We start from the raw sequence: 22,555 nt of genomic DNA, 5'->3' as shown, positions 1-22,555 counted from the left end.
GCCCCTACCACGGCTCCACCGTAGACTTGGTCGTTTCGGGAACCTGCCCTATAGAGCACTTCAGGAGGACTCGAGAGACTCTCGGAGGCGACGATGTTCGAGCGGCTGGAACTCCACCACGTCGGGCCAGCCCCTGAAATCGTCTTCGATTTCACGCGAAGGCTCAATCTCATCACCGGCGACAACGGGGTGGGGAAGACCTTCATTCTGGACGTTGCTTGGTGGGCACTCACCCGCTCGTGGGCAGGACATCCAGCGGCTCCGCATCGCGGACACGGCATCAAGCCGCGTATCGCCTTCCAGTTGGAGGGGAAGCGCAAGCCCGTCAACTACTCCAGTGAGTTCGATTTCAAGGCCCAATCATGGGCATTGAAAGGAGGGCGCCCCCCTGATCCCGGATTGGTTCTCTATGCACGGATCGACGGCTCGTTCTCCGTGTGGGACCCCACGAGAAACCACTGGCCAAGCGCTCACGCATTGGGGATGGACGCACCGGATCGCCCCGCTGCATATCTCTTCGCTCCCCAGGACGTCTGGAACGGACTCAAACCCGAGGGCAAGTTCCTCTGCAACGGGCTCATCGCGGATTGGGCCTCATGGCAGGGTCGCGGCAACGAGGCCTATCAACAGCTCTGCCAGGCCCTCATCGCACTCTCCCCCTCTGAATCAGAGCGCCTCGTTCCCGGGGACCTCACCCGAATCAGCCTGGAGGACGTGCGCGACATACCAACGCTGCGCACAAGCTACGGCCAGGAAGTTCCCGTGGTCTATGCGTCGGCAGGCGTCAGGCGCATCATCTCCCTGGCCTATCTGCTCGTCTGGACGTGGCAGGAGCATTTGCAGGCCAGCCGGTTGATGAACCAAGAGCCAACCCGGTCCATCACCTTCCTTATCGACGAGGTGGAAGCGCACCTACACCCTCGTTGGCAGCGAACCATCCTCCGTTCAATCCTCCAGACCATGTCAGCCCTGACAGGGGCGGGTAACGTCGACGTACAGGTCCTCGCGGTCACCCACTCTCCGCTGCTACTGGCCTCGCTGGAGCCACTCTTCGATATCCACCAGGACTCGCTCTGGAACCTCAACCTCCAGGACGGTGCCGTGGTCCTCCGTAGGGAGCCCTGGCAGCGTCGAGGCGACGCGAACTCCTGGCTGGTCTCGGAAATCTTCGACCTCCGCGAGCCGCGCTCCCTCGAGGCCGAGCAGGCCATGCAACGGGCGGAGACCTTGATGGAACAGTCGTCGAAGGGCGTTTCCTTCGAGGCGTTCATCCAGGTCCGGGATGCGCTGCGCGCAAGCCTCCCAGACGTGGACCCCTTCTGGATGCGATGGAGGTTCTGGGCTCGAGAGGCAGGGCTCGAAAAGTGATTCGCGTCGCGAAGCAACCAGAGCCGACCTCGCCCGGGTTCGATTTCGACAGACAGGTCCGTCAACCCGGATTGAGCGCTCTCGCCGAGTTGACTGGCAAGCCCCAGACGTTGCGAAGACGCGGGCGGAAAATCAAGCAGCGCGCCGCGCGTCTCGAGGATCTCTCCTCCGACGACCTTCGAGACTACCCCTACTGGACGCGCGCGCTGGAGGCCTTGCACAAGGCTTATGGCGGTATCTGCGCGTACGCCTGCTTCTACATCGAGCCACTCTGCGGCCCGACCGTCGACCACTTCGTGGCCATCATCAGCACGCAGCTCCAGGACGCCTACGAGTGGGGCAACTACCGGCTGGCCTGCTCGTTGATGAACTCACGCAAGCGGGAGTTTCCCGACGTCCTGGCCCCCTTCCTCATCGAGGATGGCTGGTTCGTCCTCAACCTGGGCACCTTCAAGGTGGAGCCCGCCCCTGGGCTCTCCACCGAGACAGCGACACGCGTCCAGGCGACCATCGACCGACTGGGGCTCGACTCCCGTGAGTACCGGAACATGTGCCGCCGCTACTTCGAAGGCTATTTGAGCCCGCCAGACCCCAAGCGGCCCATTCCACTCTGGTCCCTGGAGCGAGACGCCCCCTTCCTCGCCAGGGAGTTGCGTCGCCAGAATCGGCTTCGCCCCGAAGACACGACACCTGACGGTGAAGCTTCGCGGCCCACCGGGTAGCTCACGGATACGTCACGCTGAACGTCACCGGCCCCTTCAGGTACTTCAGCCCTTCCTGAGAGCGGCACCCCTTGTCCACGTCCGCCGTCAGGTACGTGGTGGTCCGCACCGCGGTGGCGCCCTGGAACTTGCCCGACAGCACCTTCCCCGTCTGCGTCACCAGCGTCGTCGCCTCCTGCACGGACACGTGGGACTGCCCCATCAACACCGTGGACGTCTCCGCCGTGTTCCACGTCACCACCTGCCGGCCCGCCCCCGCGCGCGACAGGTCCGCGCACGACAGCCCCCGCACCAGGCTGGGCGTCTCCGAGCCCAGCGTCGCCGACGTCACCGCCGAGCCCAGCACCGTCACACACCCGCTCACGCTCGCCAGGAACGACACCTCGCTGTCCCCCGGCTCCCCCTTGAGCCCCGTGCCGTACTTCGCCTCGCCCAGCCCGAGCGGACAGGTGATGAGCACCTTCTCCAACGGACGCTCGAGCGTCATCCCGCTCCCCCCCGTGCCCTCCATCAGCGGCCCCGCCGCCTGACGCCCCTCCCCTCCACAGGCCAGCACCCCGAGCAGCAACACCGCGCACGCCGACGTCCCACGCATGTGCATCCCCCCCTGGTTCAAGTCACGGTGCGGATGAGCTCGAGCGTCGCCGGTCCGCTCAACCAGATGAGCCCGCCCGGCGAGTCACAGCCCTTCTCGATGTCCGCGTTCAGGTACGTCACCGTCAGGATGGCCATCGACTCCAGGAAGGCCCCCGACTCCACCGTGCCCGTCAGCGTGAAGACCGTCAGCGGCCCCTGCGCCAGCTCCCGCGATTGGCTGAACACCAACGTGGACGTCTCCCCCGTGTTCCACCGCACCACCTGCCGCACCGTCCGGGGCGTCAGCAGGTCCGCGCACGAGTAGCCCGCCAGCAGGCTCGACTCGAGCGGCAGGCTCGCGGACTTCACCCCCGACGCCGGAATCGTCACGCAGTTGCTCAACGTGGTGGCGCCCGCCACCGTCACGTCCTTAGCCCCCTCCGACAGCCCCGGCAGGTACGACGCCTGGCTCACCCCCACCGGGCACGTGACGACCACGCTCCCCAATTCGCTCTTCGCGCTCGGCTCGGCGACGGCGGCCACCTGTTCCCGGGTCGCCCCCCACTCCTCCTCCCCGCTCCCCGCCGACACATCGAAGGTCGACGTGAGGGCGAGCGCGGACAGAAGCACCATCACCGCCGCCAACAGACTTCTGCGCATGGCCACCACTCCCGACTTCGCGTTGCTCCCCCCAGATAGGAAGCCCGCCCCGGCAAGCCCATCCGGCCCCGCGCGCAAGCGACGCTGACGGACGCTCACACCACCCCACGGACATGGCCCGGTGTGCGCCACCCACCACGCCGACTGTCCACCGCCCGGAACTCTCCCGGCGCCCCCCTCCACGACCAACCCGGCCACATCGGCGCGTATAGCGGCGGGGGCCATTCCACGCGGCTTTTCCCTGACCCATCCGGTCAGCGGGAGCGCGCGCAAAGACAGCCATGAAACTCACCACCGCTCTCTCCGTCGGAGTCCTGTCCACGTTCGCCTGGAGCGCGCCCGCGCTCGCGGAGACGTCCGTCGTGGACCTCATCTCACCGTCGCGCTGCACGCTCAGCGGCGGCCGGCTCACCCGCTGCGCCATTCCCACGCAGACCTTGAACGCCACGCCCTTCACCAGCGCGGTGCCGCTGCGCACCACCGTGCGGCGCACGCTCACCGGCAACTGCTCCACCCAGTACCCGCTGGAGGTGACGCTCACGCCGCCGGGCAACGCCGGCACCCGCTACACCTTCCTGGGCACCCCGGAGCTCATCCTGCGGGACTTGGACCGCGAGCTCATCGCCTCGCTGGAGCTGAAGGACTCCTCGCCGTGGACGAACGCGGCCGCGTTCAACGAGACGTGCCGCGTGTCGCTCCACATCACCTGGAACGAGGTGGACGTGGACTCCGCCGCCCAGGCGCAGACCATCCTCCAGGGCCTGCAGGGCACGCTCGCCACCAAGGTGGCCCAGCGCGAGCACCTGGCCAGCCTCGTCGAGTACAGCGCCGCCTTCGACTACATGAAGACGCTGTCCAACAGCTTCCTCGTGGACCTCAACAACGAGACGGCGCACGCGCTGCACGTCCAGGCGCTGGAGGCCGGCCCCATCATCTTCCAGGCGGCCATGGGCTGCGGCGGCGTGCTCACCGCCGAGGAGAGCATCACCCTCACCAACTTCTACTTCGTGCTCGGCTCGCTGGGCGACCCCACGAAGTACCACCACCCGGACGGCTCGCCCAAGACGCTCGAGGAGCTCATCGGCCCCACGGCGCTGCCCGTCATCCAGAAGCTCTCCCAGCTCTCCGCGGCCGGCGCCAAGGAGCAGTACCAGGCGCAGTACCTGGTCGCCGCCCAGGAGGCCGCCGCCGCCCAGGCCCAGGTCGACCTGGCCACCGCGCAGCTGGCCCCCTGGCTCAACCCCTGACCCCTCTTTTCCCAGGACAACACCCTCATGAAGACCTTCATCCAGAGCCTGTGCACCCTGCTGTTCCTCGGCGCCGCCGCGTGCGGCGCCCCCGCCTCCACCGAGCCGAGCGCGTCGCTCGACACCACCGAGCAGCAGGCGCGCTGCGAGACGTGTCCGGGCGGTGGTGGAGGCGGAGAGGGGGACCCGCCGCCGCCCATCATCGTGCACGGCTACGAAATCGACCTGCCGTTGTTCAAGCCGGCCCTGCTGCCCGCGGGCTGGTGCTTCTACGACATCGGCGGTGGCGGCCACATCTCCCTGTGCAACGGCACGGGCAAGGGCACCATGGACTGGCGCGGTGGCAACGCCGTCTTCCACGCCAGCAGCGACAGCTGGTACGACGACTCGACCTTCTATTACAGCCGGCTCATGACGAAGCTGCCCCTGACGGATGGCTTCGTCCCCATCGCGCAGGCGCTCGGCTACTACACCCATCCGGAGAACGTGCCCGGTCTGGTGCGCGGCTCCGTGGAGCTCATCGTCCCCAACCAGTGGCCCCTGCCCGGTCCTCTCACCAGCGAAATCATCATCGCCGTCCAGGTGAAGGAGAACGGCGTCTGGGTGGACAAGGCGACCAGCCGCAATTCCATCACCAACCTGCGGCAGATGCATGAGGTCCAGGCGCTGGTGCAGCACAACCAGGAGGTGAGGTTCGAGGTGCGCGCCAAGGGCCGCGCGGACCACGAGATGTATTACACGCTGTGGAAGGTCCGGATGTTCGGCGCCCAGTGCTACCCGGACTTCGCCAACGGCGGCGCCTGCCTCTAGTCCGCCTCTCCTTTTCCCGAACATCGGAGTCACACCATGTCGAGAAGACCCGCGAGGACTCGCGTCCTCGGAACGCTCTTGCTTTGCCTGGGGGCCGCCGGCTGCGGCACCGACGCGAGCACGCCGCCCGCCGTCGAGACCCAGACACCCGCCACTCCCACCGAGCAATCCCTGTCGACCAGCGACGTCTGTGTCCAGATGTTCTTCTGGGGCAGGGACCGCAAGCTGTGCAAGCCCCTGGGCACCAGCATCGACGCCCTCCTCTCCGAGTTCCGCCCCCTGCAGGAGGGCATGTGCAACCAGGAGCAGAACGCCGAGCTGCGGCAGCAGTGCCTCAACAAGTCGCCCTACGTCTTCGTCCCGAAGGGCAACCCCGCCGCGCCGCTCCCGTGGATCGCCGACGTGGAGAGCGTGCAGGCCTACTTCCGGCTCTCGCTGGGCGCCTCCATGACCATCTACGAGGAGAGCCTGTGGAAGATGGAGCAGCTCGCCGCGGAGATGACCGGCCCATCCGAGGCGGAGCTGGAGCGGCGGCGCAAGCGCATCACCGAGCGCCGGGGACAGCTGGGTGAGAAGCTCAAGGCGCGCGCGGCCGCCGAGCAGGGCACCGCCAAGGCGGACCTGGCCGAGCAGCGCGAGCTGCTCTCCGCCTACGAGGCCACCTTCAACGCCTATCACTCCGCCGTGCAGGCCCTGGCGCCCGCCATCACCGACGTCTACGAGGACTTCGTCACCTACCGCGGCACGGAGGCCGCCGTCTTCGCGCAGCTCGAGGACATCGCCCAGCGCGCCTCCACCTCGACCATCGCCCAGATGGGCCCCCTGCAGTTGGAGCTGGTGACGCTCGCCCGCACCGAGAGCCAGCGGCCCCAGGAGCTCTGGATGGAGTCGCGCCGGCTGGGCAACGCGCTGTCGCAGCTCCAGACGCTGCACCAGGCGAGGCTCGCGCACTACGCGGACTTCATCACCCGGCACGCCATCCCCCAGGTGAACCTCACGGAGCGCTCCGGCGTCATCCTCAACAACATCGCCGGCTACTCGGACGCGCGCTACGCCCGCGTCGCGGAGGTGGTGAAGAAGCTCTTGCAGGGCCTGACGGCGCGTCAGACGGCGCTCGTGGCGGCCCAGGCGGACCTGGCCACGCGCCAGACGATGGCCAACGCGGCCACGCTGAAGGCCTCCCAGGAGTTCCTCGCCAGCGCCAACGCGCGCACCACCGCGCTGTGGCAGCTGCCGCCCCGCAGCCAGACGCTCAACCTGTTCTTCCTGGCCACCAAGCACGTGGACTTCGAGAGCATCCTCCAGCTGGAGCCCCTGTGCCTCCACGTGGGCCCCAACGCCACGGGCTGGATGGAGTCGGGCTGCATCGCGCTCCGGCGCCAGTTCACCAGCGCGCGCAACTACCTCAACACGACGCTGCCCAACATGGTGCGGCTCAACGTCACCCAGATGCGCCGCGCCGGTGTCACCGAGGCGCTCCTGGTGGACGTGGAGACCCACCTCAACAACGGCAACCTGCGCCAGGCCGTGCTCTCGCACGACGTCGCGCTGCGCGCCTCGGACCTGTGAGGACCCCACCCATGAGACCATTCCTGTCACGGGCCCTGGCCCTGCTGCTCGCGGGCACGGCCCTGGCGCCCGACGACGCGGACGCCACCTACCGCAACTACGCCATCGCCTGGAAGTCCACGTCCTTCCGCAGCCAGGGGAGCTGCCAGGTCACGACCGGGCTGGCGCAGGAGGGCCAGGCGAACTTCTCCGTCAACGCCGTCCCCCTGCCCACGTACACCGCGCCGAACCGCTACGTGCTCTACGGCAACGGCGACGACTCCAACATCTTCACGGCGGGCTTCAACGCCACGCTGCTGCGCTGGGGCGCGAACCACTTCTACTTCGGCGCCGCCGTCACCGGTTCCACGCAGACGTGTGTCATCGCGGATGACTTCGTCACGCTGGAGACGGGCGGCCTGTCGGCCCGCCCCCTCTTCATGGTCAAGCGCCGGGGCACCCACTTCGAGGGCGAGTCCTCGGTGATGCTCGACCTGAAGGAGATCAACCCCGGGCTGTCGGCGAACCTGGAGCGGCTGGAGCAGACGCTGCACGACCGCAAGGCGCAGCTGCTCAGCCTCGGCGGCGACCTCGCCGCCGCGCAGGCGGAGCTGGACCGGCTCGCCGAGCTGAAGGCGGAGATCGACGAGCTGTCCAAGCGCCCGCTCGACTCCATCACCGAGGCGGACCTCAACGACATCCTCTCGCGCTACGGCGACATCGACCCGCGCGTGCGGAGCGCGCTCCAGCAGCTGCTGCGCGACTTGAAGAAGGACCTGGAGGCGCTGCGCACGGAGCTGACGCGCATCATGGACGAGTTCCGCGGGCAGCTGGGCGGACTGGATGACTGGCTCGCGGGCACGCCGCCGCCGAGCGGCCCGGACCTGGGCGACTCCGGCACCTACCAGCCGGGCAAGGACGCCGAGGACATCCCGGACGTGGAGCTGCCGGACCTCAACGTGCCCGACGACTTCGACCCGGACAACGACCCGTACCTCGCCTACGCGCAGCAGGTGCTCCAGCAGCTGGAGACGACGCGGCAGAACGGCGCGGTGGTCAACCGCTCGGGCTTCATGAGCATCACCCGCTCCTGGCGCCAGAACCAGGACATCTTCGAGAAGGCCATCCAGGGCCGCGGCTCGGCGGTGTCCCAGGAGGAGGTGGGCGCGTTCATCAACGCCCGCACCCTGGTGCTGAACACGGTGCGGCAGCACATGGACGAGGAGGGCTGGTTCCTCGACACGCCGGTGCGCCCGTCCACGAAGGCGCTCATCGAGTACCTGCGTGGACGCGCGGACACCCGCAACCAGGCGGACGGGCTGCAGGCCAACCTCAACCTCTGGCAGGGCGCTTCGCCCACCGCGCAGCAGGACGCCATCCTGGAGACGCTCGACGGTCTGCGCGGCGGCTGGCAGTCGGTCGAGAACGGCGCGATGGCCGAGGACCCGAACATCATCACGCGGCTGTTCGGCATCGGCGAGGAGGCCCAGGTCATCATCAAGGAGGTGGCGTTCTTCGGCCTGGCGCTGACGCCGGTGGGCGACTTCATCGACCTGTGCGAGGTGGTCACCGGCTGGGAGCACTGCATCCCCGGCGGCAGGCGGCTCGAGGTGGGGGAGCGCATGTTCTCCGGCCTGGGCCTCATCGTCGGCAGCGGCAAGTTCTGGCGCGGCGTGGCCGACGCCGTGGCGCCCCTGGGCAAGGCCATCGCCAACGAGTGCGAGACGCTCATCCGGGCCTGGAACGACCTCCCCGACAACTTCACCCGCATGCACATGGTGCAGGCGCTGGGACCCCAGGCCATCCCCCACGTGGGCGGGCTGACCGGCAAGGAAGTCAAACGCATCATGGTCAACGTGGGCGAGGAGCACGTCAGCAAGCTCGCCCAGCTCCTCAAGAAGAAGGGTCTGCGGGAGCTGGAGGAGATGAGCATGCTCAGCCTCCCCGCGCTGAAGCGCCAGTACGCCCTGACGCATGGCCAGGCGGTCAAGGCGCTGGGCACCATGCCCGGCAAGACGGTGGCGGAGCTCAAGACGCGGCTGCAGCAATTGAACTTCACGGAGCTGGCTCCGGCGGGGTCCGGAAACTGGGTCCACGTGGATGGCTCCGTCGTCCGCATCCAAGCGGCCACCCCCTCCCGGCCCGCCTATTTCCGACGGGAGATTGCCGACCCCGCGGGCAACATCAACCGGGATGCCATCGTGGCCAAGGTGACGGGCGCCAAGAAGTTCGACGACGACGGGTATCCCATCGACGAGGACGTCTTCAGTCCGCCCGAGTGGACGGACTCGGCGGGCGCCATGCTCCAGGTCCGCAACTGGTTCGCCGCGACGATGAACGTGCGCCCCGACGAGGTGCTGAGCAAGTACCCCGACGCCATCAACGAGCTGGAGAAGGTCTGGATGAAGCAGACGCACTTCGACCTGCTGCCGTAGTGCGATGATGAATCCCCGGGCCATCCGTGACACACCACGGGTGGCCCGGGGCCTTCGTGTCTCTTGTATCGGGAGTCCGCCGAATGACGCAGGTCCTCCGTTCCGACAATGGCCCGCGCTGGGTCCAGCGCTCCCGGCTGGGCACGCCCGCGCCCGGCCCCGTCGAGTTCCAGCAGGTCGCCTTCTCCTCCGACGGAGAGCTGCTGGTGGCGCTGGAGCAGAAGGGCGGCGAGCGGCTGCGCTGGTGGCGCTGGCGGGAGGAGCGGCAGCTGGGCGAGGTCACCGTCTCGCAAGGCGTGGCGGTGCAGGCGCTGCCCTCGCTCGGCGGCCTCGCGGTGACGGACGCGCGCTTCCAGGTCGGGCTGTACTCGCTGGAGGACGGCCGGCCGCTGCGGCTGAGCCGCGTACCCGACTACGAGGTGCGCGGGCTGGAGGTGAGCCCCGACGGCACCCGGCTCGCGATGCACGACCTCACCGGCAGCGTGCTGTTGTGGGACACGCGGACCTGGACGTCGCTCGGTCAGCTCCAGGGGCCCCAACAGGAGGTCGCCAGGCTCGCGTTCTCGCCGGACGGGCGGCTGCTGGCCGCCGCCTGCCTGCGCGGCCACGTCGTCGTCTGGGACGTGGCGAGCGGCAATCCCATCCTCGTGCACGTGGAGGCCGACGAGCAGTTCGTCTCGGTCGCCTTCCACCCCGGGGGCACGGAGCTGGTCGCCACGACGACCGGCCCGCGCATCCAGCGCTTCCGCCTGAGCGACGGGGGCCTCGCCGGGACGCTCCGGGGCCCGGTGGCGGGCTCGAGCCAGGCGACCTTCAGCCCCGACGGCGGACTGCTCACCGTCACCCGGTACGGCTTCAGCGTGCTCGACGCGCGGACGAGCACGCGCGTGTTCCGCCACGAGGTGGACAACGACTTCTACGCCGCCAACGCGGCCTTCAGCCCGGACGGCACCGTCATCGCGTGGGGCGAGGACGACGGCACCGTGGGCCTGTGGGGCCTGCCCACGGAGTCGCGCTGAGCCAGGGCGCTCACTTCCACGGATTGGAGAAGCGCGGGTCCGTGGTGAAGTCCGTGTCCGTGAGGCTCTTCAGGAAGGCGATGAGGTCCTGCTTCTCCTCGTCGGACAGCTCGAAGGGCCGCACCAGCGGGTCCTTGTTCGGGTTGTTGCGCCCGTCACCCGCCAGCGGCCCCTCCGTCACGTTGCGGCCACCGGACGTGTAGTGCTCGATGACGGCCTCCAGCGTGGGGATGCTGCCGTCGTGCATGTACGGCGCCGTCAGCTCCACGTTGCGCAGCTGCGGCACGCGGAAGCGGCCGTGGTCCAGCGCGTCGTGGGTGAACTCGAACAGGCCCGGGTTGTCCGGCGGGTACGCGCCCTTGCCGTCCAAGTCGTACAGGCCCGTGTTGAAGAACTGCGCCACCTGGGGCTTGGTGTCCTTGGCGCGGAACGAGTTCGAGAGGTGCCGGCCGCTGTGGCAGTGGTAGCACTCCGCCCGCTCGCCGAAGAACAGCTCCATGCCCCGCCGGGCCGAGCGCGACAGCGCCGCGTTGTCGCCCTGCAGGTAGCGGTCATACGGCGAGTTCCCCGACAGCAGCGTGCGCTGGAAGGACGCGAGCGCCTTCACGATGGAGCCCTGGCTCACCGGCTCCGGTGCGTCCGGGAACGCCGCGCGGAACAGCTCCGGGTACTTCGCGTCAGCGCGCAGCCGCTCGAGCGCCTCCTCCAGCTTCGGCGTCAGCCCCAGCTCGGTGGGGAACTCGTTGAACAGCGGCACCAGCGCCTGCGACTCCAGCGTCTCCAGCAGCGGGTTGGCCCAGGTGTACGTGCCCAGGTACGCCACGTTGGCCAGGCCCGGCGAGTTGCGCGCGACGTGGTCGCCCGTGGAGCCCGTGGGCGTGGCCTTGCCGTCGGAGAAGGCCCGGGCCTGCTCGTGGCAGCTCGCGCAGGACATGGTGCCGTTGCCCGACAGCCGCGCGTCGTGGAAGAGGTGGCGCCCCAGCTCCACCTTCTCCACGGACATGGGGTTGTCCTCGGGCACGAAGGGCTCGGGGAAGCCCGCGGGCAGGCTCCACGCGTAGGCCGGCGGCGCCGGACGTCCCGGCGCGTCACCCCCACAGCCCGCGGCCGACAGCAGGGCCACGGCCACGCTCAGCTTCCCCGCACGCGAAGACATCAGCCCGCTCCTTCTCTCAGCGCACCTTGAAGAACGTCTTCGGCAGCGCCTTGGGGGTGCCGTCCGCGTTCAGGCCGAACTGCGACAACAGCGGCGGGCACTCCGGGTCCGTGGGGCCGGACATGCAGCCGGGCATCATGTCCGAGCCCGTCGGCGTGCGATTCACGTCCAGCTCCGACAGCAGGCCCGCGACGTCCAGCACCACCTGGTTCGTCTCCGGGTCGAAGCCGTCCAGCGCGACGGTGGCCTGGTTGGCCGCGCCGCACGTGTAGCCGTCCGCGTTGGAGCCCTGACAGCCGGACGCGCCCAGGTGGAAGTAGTAGGCCGCGTTCTGCTGCGAGCGGATGTCCAGCTTCACGAACTTGTAGCCGCCCTGCCAGCTCCACCACATGTCACGCACGTCCAGGGGCGCGGGCTCCACCTCCACGTCCAGGTGGTTCCTGTCGGGGGGCAGGCCCACCTTGAACTCCAGGCCCGTGTAGTCGTCGTGCTCGGGCGCCGTGCCCGTCACCTCGCGGTGCGTCCCGGGGCTGCCCGTGCGGCAGGTGCCGGTACCGTCCTCGAAGTCCAGGAGCGCGATGGCGTCACGCTGCCACTCGCCGTCCTGCGCGAGCTTCAGCGCGTGGCGCTCGCCGTTGGCGCGGATGAGGGTGACGTCGCGCACGTACATGCGGAAGTCCAGCAGCTCGATGACGCCGCGCGACGTGCCGATGTCGGTGAAGCTGGTGGTGCACGACAGCGCCTCCTGCCGGACCTGCGGGCTGAAGCGCACGGTGTACGCCTTGGACTCGACGTCATCGTCTCCGCCGCAGCCCTGGGCGGCGAGCAGCAGGGCGGGCAGCAGGGCTCGCGACAGGGGCTTCCAGACGGCGTTCATCGAGATGACCTCCAGGACGGTGACTCAGCGATGAGGCATGGGTACCAGCAAGGGGAGACCCGCCGGCTGTGGCATGTTGTCGCGGCGGGAATGCCCGCCGTCGGGCGGGAGCCCCGGGGTCGCTAACGCCGCCGGAATCCGGACATATCGCCAGTCCCCCGCCAGACGTGCCCTCGGGTCCCCCCCGTCATCCCGGCGCACACGTCCGCCCGCCTGGTCAGGAACCAGGGGCAGTCGACTCACCGAGGAGGGGGACCCGGGCTTCGGAGACTTCGGGGGAAGTCCCTCGCGAAGACCTGGGCGTGCTGAATGGGGGAAGGCTCGACTCGCGCGTCCGGGACAGACGCTCGGGGTGCTGCTTCATCGGGAAGGGGGAGGACACCCGGGGTTGGGCCTCACGCTTCCGCGCGGCGCGGGGAGCCGCGTGTCATGGGCGGGTCGCCAGGAAGCTCACTGGCAGGTGCCGCAGTCCGCCTTGCAGCTGTCCGGCGTCACGCCCGTGCCGCACTTCTCGGAGACCTGGCAGACGCCGTCGCCGCAGCGGTAGATGTCCTGGGGACGGATGCGCGTGACGAGCGGCTTGTACTCGACGCCGTTGTACGTGCAGCGCGAGTAGTGCGTGCGCGTCGCGTCCAGCTGGCAGTGGTCCAGGCAGGAGCCCACGTGCTGGATGGTGGGCGCGCACGCCGCGTCGCCGCTCCACGACGACAGGCCGCAGGTGCGCACCGTGCTCTGGTCATAGGCCAGGTAGTTGGCGTCGTTCGCCGCGAAGAGGCCCTCGTTGTTGAACAGGTTGCCAAAGAAGCACGCCTCCTTCTGGCTGTACGTCTGGACCTCCTCCGTCGTGGTGGGGATGCTCACGTTCGTCGCGCCGCGCCCCTGCACGGAGATGTTCACGTGCACACCGAACTTGTTCGCGTGCGCCGCCAGGCACGCGGACACCACCTGCTGCTCCGCCACCGACGCGGGCTGGTTCGTGGTGGACCAGGTCGGCGCCAGCCCCAGTGAGCCGGGCCACGAGTACGTCGTTCCGTTATGGGTGTACGTCAGGGTCTGGGAGGACGACAGAGCGCAGCGGGCCACGTAGCGCATCAGCTGGTCGCCCGCCGCCGGGTTCGAGCTGAACCATGTATTGAACAACCCGTTCGTCGACAGCCCGTTGGTGGAGAGCCCGTTCGTCGACAAGCCATTGGTGGACAGGCCGTTCGTCGACAGCCCGTTGGTGGAGAGCCCGTTCGTCGACAAGCCGTTCGTCGACACCAGGCCGGCTTCGTGGGTATCCACCGACTCGCTCGGGTCGACCGGGCTCACGCCCTCCGGGCCACAGCCGACGGCGCCGGCGAGGAGCGCGGGCAGGGCCCACGCGCGGACGAGACGGGACGAGAAACCACGAGACTGGGAACGGATGAAGGACAAGCGCATGGGACAGGCTCCGCGTTGGGGGTCACCGCGGCACCTCCGCGGCTGAGACAACGGGTAGTCCCTGTCGCCGGAGGTGACAGGTGTCCTCACGTCCAATTCCTGGGAGGAAGTCCTTCGCCAGACAGCGTCAGCGTGAGACGGCTGACGCTTGCGCCGTGTATCGCCTCACGGTGGACGGTGATTCACGGGCCGTGACACACCGCGAGCCGTGCGTGAAACATCTACCGGCTCGCGCGTCGCGCGTCGCGCGGGAGCGTCACGGTGAAGGTGGTGCCGTCCAGCTCGGAGGAGCGCACGTCCACGCTGCCGCCATGCGCGTGGACGATTTCCCGGACGATGAAGAGGCCCAGGCCCAGCCCGCCGCGGCGCCGGCCCTTCTCTCGCGCGGCGCCCGCCTGACGGAACGGGTCGAACAGCGTCGCCAGCTGCGGCGCGGGGATGGGCGCCCCGGGGTTGTGGACCTCCACCACCTGCCGGGTCTCCAAATCCAGACATCGCAGCAGCACGGGGGCATCCTGGGCGCCGTGCTCCAGGGCATTACCCACCAGGTTGCTGAGCACCTGCGCCAGCCGGTCCGCGTCCCAGAATCCGTCGGAGCGGCCGTCCACGTCGAAGGCGATGTAGCGGTCCGGATGCACCGCCGACAGCTCCTCCACCACCTGTCGACACACGTTGGACAGGTTGGCCGGCGCCACCTGCAAGGGGATGCCGCCGGACAGCCGCGCGCGCGTCAAATCGAGGATGTCCGAAATCATGGTGCCCATGCGCTCGGCGCTCGCCTCGATGCGCTGGGCCATCTGCTGTTGGGTGGAGCTCAGGGGCGCGCGCCGGCGCAGGGCGCGCGCGGACAGCGTTATCGCGTTGAGGGGGTTGCGCAAGTCGTGGCCGAGGATACCGATGAAGCGCTCGCGGAACTCCGCCTCCTCCGCCAGCCGCTCCAGAGTGCGCTTGCGCTCGGTGATGTCCATCATGGAGCCAATCATCCGCACCGGCCGCCCGGCCGCGTCGCGCGACAGCACGCCCCGGTCCAGGACGTGGACCCAGCCGCCGTCGTCCTTGCGGAAGCGGTACTCCGCCTGCCACGCGTCCTCGTCGGACGCGATGAAGTCGTGCAGGCCCCGGGACACCGACTCCCGCTCGTCGGGGTGCAGCCGCTGGGTCCACCACGCGAAGTCGTGGTCCGCCGCCTCCGGGCCGTAGCCGAACAGCTCCTCCTGGCCCCCGTCCCAGCGCACCCGGCCCGTCTCCAAATCGCAATCCCACAACACGTCATGGGTGGCGCGCGCCGCCAGCCGGTAGCGCTCCTCCGCCTCGCGCAGCACCGCCTCCGCCGCCTCGCGCTCGGTGCAGTCCGCCACCACCCCCACCATGCGGTGGGGCCGCTCCTCCTCGTGGAAGCTCTGGCCCACCGCCTCGTACCAGTGCGTGGAGCCGTCCTGGTGGCGGCAGCGGAACTTGAGCGAGTACGCGCCGTCCATCGCCAGCGCCTGCTCGATGCCCCGCGCCACCCGGGGCCGGTCCTCCACCACGACGCAGGACAGGAAGGACGGCAGCGAGCCGCCCAGCGCGCCCGGCGACTGGCCGAAGAAGCCCGCCGCGTCCTGGGACCAGGTCACCGCGCGCCGCGCCTCGGTCCACTCCCACGCCACCATGCGCGCCTTGGACAAGGCCTGTCGCAGCAGCTCCTCGCGAGCCAGCGCGTCGCGCGCGGCCTCCAGCGCCGCCTCCGCCCGACGCCGCGCCTCGCGCTCGCGCTCCAGCGCGCCCTCCACCACCGCCGGGTCCCCCCCCTCCGGCTCCAGCAGCCACAGCACCAGCCCTTCCGCCTCCCTCACGCCCACCACCTGGAAGCGCCCGTGGAGCCCGTCGCGCGTCAGCCGCAGCGTCGCGGCCAGGGGCACACCGGACGACGCCGTGCGCACGCACGCCTCCAGGTCCACGCCGCCCAGCCCCTGCTGGGCCCAGCGCGAGACACACGAGGGCACGCCCCAGTCGCGCACCAGGTGCTCCGCGGCCGCGTTGAGCGACGCGCACTCGAAGTCGAGCACCTCTCCCGAGCTCCCCCGCACGGCCTCCAGGCGGATGCACGGTGCGGGACTTGCGGCATGGAGCGACCGTGCCAGGGCAGGCCCCGGCAGCGACGACAGGCTCACCATCGACTTCCCCCCGGCGAGCAGCACCCCTGGAGCCCACGTGCGGGGACCGGGGCGCGCACCGCGCGTTGGCAGAGAGTGCCATGTCCGAGGTGTCGCGAACTTGTCCTCGGGTACAGCCCTTCCCGCAGTGCTCACCCGTAAGCATTGCGCTGGCGAGAGACACTCCGCCCCGCGGCCCCGAACCCACCCGGGGCGCCGCGGCCCCCTACCGACCCGCGCCCCGAAGCAAAATGCACCCCGGGTGACACCCGCCACTGCCCCCCAGGGCAGGAAGGCGCCGCACCCACAGGGGCCAGGACCTGACTCACCCGGTCAGCCGGGGCAGGCGGACCGTGAAGGTCGTCCCGTCGGACTGGGAGGACACCACGTCCACGCTGCCCCCATGCCCCCGGACGATGTCCCGGACGATGTAGAGCCCCAGGCCGATGCTGCGGCTGGACTGGCCCTCCTTGAGCGAGCCGCGCGTCATCGGCTCGAACAGCCGCGACAACAGCTCGTGCGGAATCGGGTCCCCGCCGTTGTAGACGCTGATGAGCGCGTGGCCCCCTTCCGCGAACGTGCGCAGCCGCACGGGCGCGCCCTGCGGGCTGTAGGCCAGCGCGTTGGAGAGCAGGTTCGTCAGCACCTGGGCGATGCGGTCCGGGTCCCACTCCCCGCGCACGTCCGACGCCACCTCCACGTCGACATGCCGCCCGGGGTGGGCCACCTGCACCTCGTCCAGCACCTGCGTCACCACGTCCTTCAGGTCCGTGGGTTGGCGGTGCAGGGCGATGCCGCCGCCCAGCCGCGCCTTGGTGAAGTCGAGCAGGTCGCGAATCATCCGCGCCGCGCGCTCGGAGGCCTGGCCGATGCGCTGCACCGTGCGCTTCTGGCTGTCGGACAGCTCGTTCTTCTTCTCCAGCAGCCCCACCGACATGGAGATGGCGGCCAGGGGGTTGCGCAAATCGTGGCTGACGATTCCCACCAGCTGCTGCTCGAACTCCGAGCGCCGCCGCAGCTCCTCGTGCACGCGGCGCTCCTCGGTGACGAGGCGCACCTGCTCCAGCGCCTGCGCGCACGCGTGCGCCAGCGCGGAGAAGAACGCCCGGTCCATCTCCGTGAACAGCCGCGCCCGCGCGAACGACAGGCCGATGACGCCCAGCGCCCGCCCCTTCACCAGCAGCGGCAGCGCGATGGCGGACTCGTGGATGCCGTGCGCGTTGAGGTGCGGGTAGCGCTCGGTCCACTCCTCCAGCGAGCCCAGCCAGATGGGCTTCTGCTCGCGCACCGCCTCCGTCAGGGGCACGCGCTGGGACAGGGGGATGCGCCGCCAGCGCGACAGCACCTGCTCCGGGTAGCCCACCGCGTCCACGATTTCGAGCGCCTCGCCGTCATCGCTCAAGAGATTGACCGCGCCCGCCTTGGCGCCCGCGGCCACCAGCCCCTGCTCGAACAGGGCCCGGCACACCTCCGCCACGGTGCTCGCCTCCGACAGCCGCGCGGTGAAGTCGCGCAGCCGGTCGATGTGCCCCGCGGCCCGGTGCGCCAGCTCCCGCGCCTCCGCTTCCTTCTGACGCAAGAGCTCCGCCTGCGCCCGCACCTGGTGCTGCGCGCGGAACAGCTCCACGAAGACGGACACCTTGGAGCGCAGCACCTCCGGCGGGAAGGGCTTCTGCAGGAAGTCCACCGCGCCGGTGGAGTAGCCGGTGACGAGCTCCGTGTCGTCGCGGCCGTACGCGGTGAGGAAGATGATGGGCACGTTGCGCGTGCGCTCGCGCTGCTTGATGAGCGACGCGGTCTCGAAGCCGTTCATCCCCGTCATCCGCACGTCCAGCAGGATGACCGCGTAGTCCTCGCGCAACAGGAAGCGCAGCGCCTGCTCCCCCGAGCTCGCCTTCGTCAGGCGCACGCCGAGCGGCTCGAGGATGGCCTCCAGCGAGACCAGGTTGGCGGGGTTGTCGTCCACCACCAGCACGCCGGGCGCCTCGGCGCCCTGCAGCAGGGTGTTGTCGGAAGCACTGTCCTGCGGCGCGGGGAGGCTGGCCAGCCCCATCACGCCGCGCGGAGACGTCTCCCGCCGCGGCGGCCGTTCCGACATCGTCGTCGCAATCCCTTCGTGGAACATGGCGTCTTCACCTGATGTCGGGCGGTCCACCGTCGAGCCTGGGAGTGTCCATCCGTCCTGGGGGCAGGTCGGCTCCCTTCAACACGCTCCAGGCCCGAATCAAACCGTGCCCTCCCCCTCCTGGGGCAAGCCGCTCGCGGGGAGGGCCGGCAAGCGTGCGCTATCCATCAATCGTGGGGTTCAGTATCGCCCCTTCATCCCCAGGATGGGCAGGACGATGGGCAGCCCCACGGCTTTCTTGGACAGCGGCCGGCCGCCGCCCCCGTCGTACTCGAAGCTCACCGTCTCCTGACTGATGGTGACATTGAGCATGTCCAGGTAGGCCTCCAGGCTGAACGTCTCATAGACCCAGGCCTTCGACAGGCGCATGTCGAAGCGGAAGAACGGCGGCAGCCGGTCCACCGCGTCCCGGTCCGCCTTCACCCACGACGGCCGGCCCGTGGCGTCGCGTCCCGGACGGTGCGTCTGGGTGCCCAGCGTCCCGTACTCGGGGCGGCCGGTGTTGAAGTGCAGCACCCCGCCCAGCGTGACGCTGTTGGAGAACTTGTAGCTGAGCACCAGGTTGAGCACGTGCGTCTGGTCGAACGCGAAGGGCAAATCCCCCGTCGCCTCGCCCATGACGTTGCCCTCGAAGTCGTACCGGTAGAAGCGCGTGCGGCGCAGGCTGCGCTGCAGCGTGTACGACAGCCAGCCGAACCAGTTGTCCCCCAGCGGGTGGCGGATGAGCAGCTCCAGGCCGTAGGCCACGCCGCTGCTCTGGAAGTCCGGGAAGTCGATGTCGCCCCGGTCGGGGATGCCGGGCTCCGGGTCCGGCAGCGGCGTCTCCTCGTCCGTCAGGCCCTCGTCGGAGAAGGGCGTCAGCTCAATCGTGCGCACCAGCGGGTTGACGTACGCGTCCACGCCCAGCTCCAGGCCCTTGAGCGCCTTCCACTCGGCGCCCAGCGACAGCTGCACGCCGCGCTGCAGGCCCAACAGCAGGCTGCCCACGTCCACCACGGGCAGGCTGATGAGGGACGTGGGCGGCTGGTGGAACAGGCCCGCGGAGCCCTTGAGCACCAGCGCGTCGTTGAACTGGTGGCGCACGGTGAGCCGGGGCTCCAGCACCGCGTGGTCGATGCCGGGCGACAGGTGGTAGTTGTCCACGCGCAGGCCCGGCACGAAGGACCACCGGGGCGAGGGCTGGTACACCAGCTCCGCCCACGCGCCCATGAACGTGGCCAGCGCCACGGGGGCCAGCTGCTCGGTCTGCTCGTCGGGCGTCAGCTCGTAGAAGTCGACGATGGCGCGCTTGTGGTCCACGTCCCCGCCCAGCCGCAGCGTCACGGCGGGGTCCAACGGCACGGTGTAGCCCGCGCGCGCGGCCCACGTGCCCTGGTCGATGTGGATGGCGGTGGCGTCGCTCGGCGGGTCGCTGCTGACGATGGCGAAGCGGTCCAGGCCCCACGTCACGCCCAGCTCCAGCTCTCCGCCCCCCAGCGGGTGGCGGTGGCGCAGGTCCATGCGGTGGAAGACGATGGACTGCATCGCCGTGTCGCCGAACGCATCCTGGGCCTCGGTGCCGAAGGTGTCCGACGAGCCGAACGCGAACAGCCGCAGCTTGCCCCGGCCCACGTCCTGCTCCACGCGCAGCTGGTAGTCCCAGAAGTCGAGCACCACCTTCTCGTTGAGCCGCCCCGGCGCGGGCGGGTCCTGCAGCTTGTTGGCCGCCAGCGCGATGAGCCACGGCGTATAGGAGTAGCGGCCCGCCACGCTGACGTTGGTGCCGGTGGACGGGAACGGCGTCTCCAGGAAGAAGCCCGCGTTGATGAGGTCCGCGTACGCGCTGCCGTGGACGCGGTCATCGCGCGGACGGCTCAGCCGGCCCTCGATGGCGCCGCCCAGCAGCCGCCCGTAGCGCGGCGGCGGCGAGCCCGGGAAGAAGTCGATGGTGTCGATGAAGTCCGGGTGGATGACGGCGGGGCCGAGGAACAGGTGGAACAGGATGGGGACGCGGATGCCGTCCAGGAAGTAGCCCGTGGCCGCGGGCTGGCTGCCGCGCACCACCGGGTAGGCCACGCCGGACAGCATGCTGCCCACGCCCGGCAGCAGCATGACGACGCGGAACGGGTCGCCCATGGTGCCGGGCACCTCGCGCAGCTCCGCGTCGTGCAGCGTCACGCGGCTGACCTCGGTGCGCTCGCGGTCCGCGCGCACCACCGTCTCGTACGGGTTGATGACCAGCGGCTCCAGCCCGTACACCACCTCCAGCGCCTCCTGCACCTTCAACACCTCGCGGAAGGTCCCCGCCTTGTGGCCCGGCGCGGACACGCGCACGCGGTGCTCCCCCGCGGGCCAGCGCGCCTGGAAGACCCCTTGCGCGTCCGTCTGCACCGGCGCGTCGGGGACGGCCTCGGACACCAGCGTGGCGCCGACGACGGGGCGCCGGTTGCCCTTGGTGCGCACGCGCCCGCTCAGCGTGACGGGGGCCTGGGCCACGGCGTCGGGCGCGAGCACGGGCGCCTCGAAGCGGTACTCGAAGCCCAGCCGCACCGCCACCGGCTGGCCGTCCACGGTGGCGGGCGTGAAGCGCAGGCCGGGCGCGGCGTGCAGCGCGGCCCGGTCCAACAGCGGGTGGATGCCCTGGACCAGGGTGGCGGACTCCACCTCGCCGGACGCGTCGATGAGCAGCTCCAGCCGGACGACACCCGAGACGCGCTCGGCGGCGAGCTGGGGCGGATACGGCGCGGGGGCATCCTGGGCGAGCGTGGGCGGCAGGAAGACGGACCCCGCGTCGGAGGGCCCCGTGTCCACCGTCCAGCCCGCGTCCGTGCGCGAGAGGTCCACCTCGGCGGCCACGGGGGGCACGCCCGCGTCGGGGGTGGACGGGGCCTGGGCGCTCGCGCGGCCCACCGGCGCGCACAGCGCCAGCAGCCACACCGCCATGAGCACGCGCGGCCAGCGTCCTCGCCGCCGCCTTCCCCGAATCGAATCCGTCACGTCGCTTCTCGTGGGCCCCTCGAGACTCCATGAGGCCAGGGACCCGGCGGGGTGACAAGCGCCCAGGCCGCCGAGGCGTCACCCGGAGAGCACGGGCAATCGTCGCGCGCGCCCCGCGTCCGGTGCCGGACGGAGGGGACGTGGCACGTCCTGGGGTGAACAACGGGCCTGTCCTGGAGGGAGGGAGGACACCAGAGGGAGGGCTCACCAACTTCCCCGCACTCCGGAGCCCCGCGTCATGCGTTTTCGTCTGTCCCTGTCCTGGTGCCGGCGGGCCGTCATCGCCCCGTCGTCGTCCCCGTCTCCCCTCGTGTCCTCGGCCTCTCCGGTGGGCCGGGGCGTCGTCCTCGCCCGAGCGCGCGCCGCGCGGAGGCTCGCGAGATGATCGCCCCGCCTTCCCTCCGCATCCTGCGAGGTCGCCTGCTCCAGCTGCTGCTGGGCGTGTTGCTGGTGCTGGTGGCGCTGAGCTTCATGCCCGCCGCCTCGGCCGAGTCCACCGCGCGGGGCGCGCTCACCGCGGAGCAGACACGGGCTCCCCGTGAGACGCCCACGCACCCGGGGGAGTCCGTGCGCCCCGGAGCACCGCTCCCCGAGCGCTGCCCGGCCGACACGCTCTGCCTGCCGAGCCGCTGACGCTCAGCGCTGCGGCAGGATGGCGGCGGCCACCTGGTTGACGAGCTTGAGCTGTCCGCGGGACATGCGCCGCAGCGTGCGCAAGAGGCGCCGCATCTCCGGCAGGTGGTCCTTGTCCCGCGAGTCCTCCTCCCACAGCGCCGCCCCCACCGAGGCCGCCGTCACGAGCCCCAGCCCCACGTCCGCCGACAGCCGCAGCGCCAGGCAGAGCCGGAACAGCGTGGGCACGCTGGGCATCATCTTCCCGCGCTCCATCCGCCCGTAGACCTCCGCGGCGATGCCGATGCGCTCGGCCACGTCCGCCTGGGTCAGCCCCGCGCGCATCCGCGCCGAGCGGGCCTCCTCGCCCACGCTCACCGCCAGCCGCCGCTCCAGCTGCTGACGCGACTGACGGGCACGGTCGCTCGGTCGGCCCTTGCTGGACGCGCGGGACGACTTGCGAGGGGTGGAGGAACCTGCAGGGTGGGTCTTCACCGCGTCAACCTTGTGAGTTCGGACCGAGGCCCCGGCCTGCACCGCCTCAGGCCTCCCTCGGACGTGTGTCCGGACCGGCTTATAACCCACCACGTCATCAGGCGAAATACCGATACGCCGGGTAGTCCTCGGACCCGGGTCCAGCCCTCCCGCCACCCCTCCCACCCCGGCCTCGCGCGTCCACCGCCCTCCCCCCGCCGCCCCTCGGTGGGCCTCGCTCCATCCGACCTGGGACGTCCAGCGTCCACCGCTGGACTTCCCTGGCCATCCGGGACCGCCCTCCCAGGTCCTGGACATCCCTCGGAGCCCACCTCACACCTCCCATTCGCAAAACTGAAAATCAAGACTTCGGCCCCAAACTGTTCAAGGTCG

At 70.1% G+C, this 22,555-nt stretch carries 17 protein-coding genes; 8 read left to right on the top strand and 9 right to left on the bottom strand.

The annotated features are described in order from the left end of the window. The first annotated feature begins 93 nt into the window (after positions 1–93). Positions 94–1,368 carry an AAA family ATPase gene (locus tag VZQ01_RS22780; protein WP_426744478.1) on the top strand — a complete coding sequence of 425 codons (1,275 nt, stop codon included), beginning with the start codon at positions 94–96 and terminating at the stop codon, positions 1,366–1,368. Then, positions 1,365–2,090 (top strand): hypothetical protein, encoded by a 726-nt coding sequence (locus VZQ01_RS22775; protein ID WP_426744476.1) that lies wholly within the window; start codon positions 1,365–1,367, stop codon positions 2,088–2,090. Before VZQ01_RS22780 ends, VZQ01_RS22775 begins: the two co-directional genes overlap by 4 nt. A 1-nt stretch (position 2,091) precedes the next feature. On the opposite strand, the gene VZQ01_RS22770 is transcribed toward VZQ01_RS22775, so the two are convergent. Together VZQ01_RS22770 and VZQ01_RS22765 are read right to left on the bottom strand one after the other, a co-directional pair. Beyond that, positions 2,092–2,685, bottom strand: coding sequence for a hypothetical protein (locus VZQ01_RS22770; RefSeq protein ID WP_426744475.1), 594 nt, complete (start codon positions 2,683–2,685; stop codon positions 2,092–2,094). A gap of 17 nt (positions 2,686–2,702) precedes the next feature. Continuing rightward, positions 2,703–3,092, bottom strand: coding sequence for a hypothetical protein (locus tag VZQ01_RS22765; protein WP_426744473.1), 390 nt, complete (start codon positions 3,090–3,092; stop codon positions 2,703–2,705). Between the two features lie 515 nt (positions 3,093–3,607). Here VZQ01_RS22765 and VZQ01_RS22760 point away from each other — a divergent pair. The 5 genes from VZQ01_RS22760 to VZQ01_RS22740 all read left to right on the top strand — a co-directional run bounded on the left by VZQ01_RS22760 (position 3,608) and on the right by VZQ01_RS22740 (position 10,385). Beyond that, positions 3,608–4,573, top strand: a complete 966-nt coding sequence (locus VZQ01_RS22760) for a hypothetical protein (RefSeq protein WP_426744471.1) — start codon at positions 3,608–3,610, stop codon at positions 4,571–4,573. 27 nt (positions 4,574–4,600) lie between these two features. Further along, positions 4,601–5,383, top strand: a complete 783-nt coding sequence (locus VZQ01_RS22755) for a hypothetical protein (protein ID WP_426744469.1) — start codon at positions 4,601–4,603, stop codon at positions 5,381–5,383. Between the two features lie 36 nt (positions 5,384–5,419). Continuing rightward, entirely contained in the window at positions 5,420–6,952 is a 1,533-nt protein-coding gene (locus VZQ01_RS22750; protein WP_426744468.1) for a hypothetical protein, read from the top strand. Between the two features lie 11 nt (positions 6,953–6,963). Then, a complete protein-coding gene (locus tag VZQ01_RS22745) occupies positions 6,964–9,366 on the top strand; it encodes a hypothetical protein (protein ID WP_426744467.1) in 2,403 nt (800 codons plus the stop codon). Positions 9,367–9,449: 83 nt separating this feature from the next. After that, entirely contained in the window at positions 9,450–10,385 is a 936-nt protein-coding gene (locus VZQ01_RS22740) for a WD40 repeat domain-containing protein (protein WP_426744465.1), read from the top strand. Positions 10,386–10,395: 10 nt separating this feature from the next. On the opposite strand, the gene VZQ01_RS22735 is transcribed toward VZQ01_RS22740, so the two are convergent. The 6 genes from VZQ01_RS22735 to VZQ01_RS22710 form a co-directional block, all read right to left on the bottom strand. After that, complete coding sequence (locus tag VZQ01_RS22735) at positions 10,396–11,541, bottom strand: MbnH family di-heme enzyme (protein WP_426744463.1); 1,146 nt, start codon at positions 11,539–11,541, stop codon at positions 10,396–10,398. A 16-nt stretch (positions 11,542–11,557) separates the two neighbouring features. After that, entirely contained in the window at positions 11,558–12,418 is an 861-nt protein-coding gene (locus VZQ01_RS22730) for an MbnP family copper-binding protein (RefSeq protein ID WP_426744462.1), read from the bottom strand. Between the two features lie 450 nt (positions 12,419–12,868). Next, positions 12,869–13,840, bottom strand: a complete 972-nt coding sequence (locus VZQ01_RS22725) for a hypothetical protein (protein ID WP_267699040.1) — start codon at positions 13,838–13,840, stop codon at positions 12,869–12,871. Between the two features lie 221 nt (positions 13,841–14,061). Next, positions 14,062–15,909: a sensor histidine kinase gene (locus VZQ01_RS22720; protein WP_426744459.1), complete on the bottom strand. Its 1,848-nt coding sequence runs from the start codon at positions 15,907–15,909 to the stop codon at positions 14,062–14,064. 391 nt (positions 15,910–16,300) lie between these two features. After that, positions 16,301–18,100: a hybrid sensor histidine kinase/response regulator gene (locus tag VZQ01_RS22715; protein ID WP_426744457.1), complete on the bottom strand. Its 1,800-nt coding sequence runs from the start codon at positions 18,098–18,100 to the stop codon at positions 16,301–16,303. 180 nt (positions 18,101–18,280) lie between these two features. Beyond that, on the bottom strand, positions 18,281–21,022 hold the full coding sequence (locus VZQ01_RS22710) for a TonB-dependent receptor domain-containing protein (RefSeq protein ID WP_426748985.1): 2,742 nt from the start codon (positions 21,020–21,022) through the stop codon (positions 18,281–18,283). A gap of 435 nt (positions 21,023–21,457) precedes the next feature. Between VZQ01_RS22710 and VZQ01_RS22705 the strand changes: the two genes are divergently transcribed. Continuing rightward, positions 21,458–21,709 (top strand): hypothetical protein, encoded by a 252-nt coding sequence (locus VZQ01_RS22705; protein WP_223751933.1) that lies wholly within the window; start codon positions 21,458–21,460, stop codon positions 21,707–21,709. A gap of 3 nt (positions 21,710–21,712) precedes the next feature. On the opposite strand, the gene VZQ01_RS22700 is transcribed toward VZQ01_RS22705, so the two are convergent. After that, positions 21,713–22,183: a helix-turn-helix domain-containing protein gene (locus VZQ01_RS22700; RefSeq protein WP_324289143.1), complete on the bottom strand. Its 471-nt coding sequence runs from the start codon at positions 22,181–22,183 to the stop codon at positions 21,713–21,715. Positions 22,184–22,555: the final 372 nt, after the last annotated feature.

It is taken from the genome of Myxococcus faecalis (assembly GCF_050039385.1).
GTDB lineage: Bacteria > Myxococcota > Myxococcia > Myxococcales > Myxococcaceae > Myxococcus > Myxococcus fulvus.
The sequence above is the reverse complement of the archived record's forward strand: the minus strand, read 5'-3'. Positions and strand labels throughout refer to the sequence as shown.

Bases quoted from the DNA above. Each gene is read 5' to 3' on its own strand.
- VZQ01_RS22780 (WP_426744478.1), top strand. From the start codon at position 94: ATGTTCGAGCGGCTGGAACTCCACCACGTCGGGCCAGCCCCTGAAATC.
- VZQ01_RS22770 (WP_426744475.1), bottom strand. From the start codon at position 2,685: ATGCGTGGGACGTCGGCGTGCGCGGTGTTGCTGCTCGGGGTGCTGGCC.
- VZQ01_RS22760 (WP_426744471.1), top strand. From the start codon at position 3,608: ATGAAACTCACCACCGCTCTCTCCGTCGGAGTCCTGTCCACGTTCGCC.
- VZQ01_RS22755 (WP_426744469.1), top strand. From the start codon at position 4,601: ATGAAGACCTTCATCCAGAGCCTGTGCACCCTGCTGTTCCTCGGCGCC.
- VZQ01_RS22750 (WP_426744468.1), top strand. From the start codon at position 5,420: ATGTCGAGAAGACCCGCGAGGACTCGCGTCCTCGGAACGCTCTTGCTT.
- VZQ01_RS22745 (WP_426744467.1), top strand. From the start codon at position 6,964: ATGAGACCATTCCTGTCACGGGCCCTGGCCCTGCTGCTCGCGGGCACG.
- VZQ01_RS22740 (WP_426744465.1), top strand. From the start codon at position 9,450: ATGACGCAGGTCCTCCGTTCCGACAATGGCCCGCGCTGGGTCCAGCGC.
- VZQ01_RS22735 (WP_426744463.1), bottom strand. From the start codon at position 11,541: ATGTCTTCGCGTGCGGGGAAGCTGAGCGTGGCCGTGGCCCTGCTGTCG.
- VZQ01_RS22730 (WP_426744462.1), bottom strand. From the start codon at position 12,418: ATGAACGCCGTCTGGAAGCCCCTGTCGCGAGCCCTGCTGCCCGCCCTG.
- VZQ01_RS22725 (WP_267699040.1), bottom strand. From the start codon at position 13,840: ATGCGCTTGTCCTTCATCCGTTCCCAGTCTCGTGGTTTCTCGTCCCGT.
- VZQ01_RS22715 (WP_426744457.1), bottom strand. From the start codon at position 18,100: ATGTTCCACGAAGGGATTGCGACGACGATGTCGGAACGGCCGCCGCGG.
- VZQ01_RS22710 (WP_426748985.1), bottom strand. From the start codon at position 21,022: ATGGCGGTGTGGCTGCTGGCGCTGTGCGCGCCGGTGGGCCGCGCGAGC.
- VZQ01_RS22705 (WP_223751933.1), top strand. From the start codon at position 21,458: ATGATCGCCCCGCCTTCCCTCCGCATCCTGCGAGGTCGCCTGCTCCAG.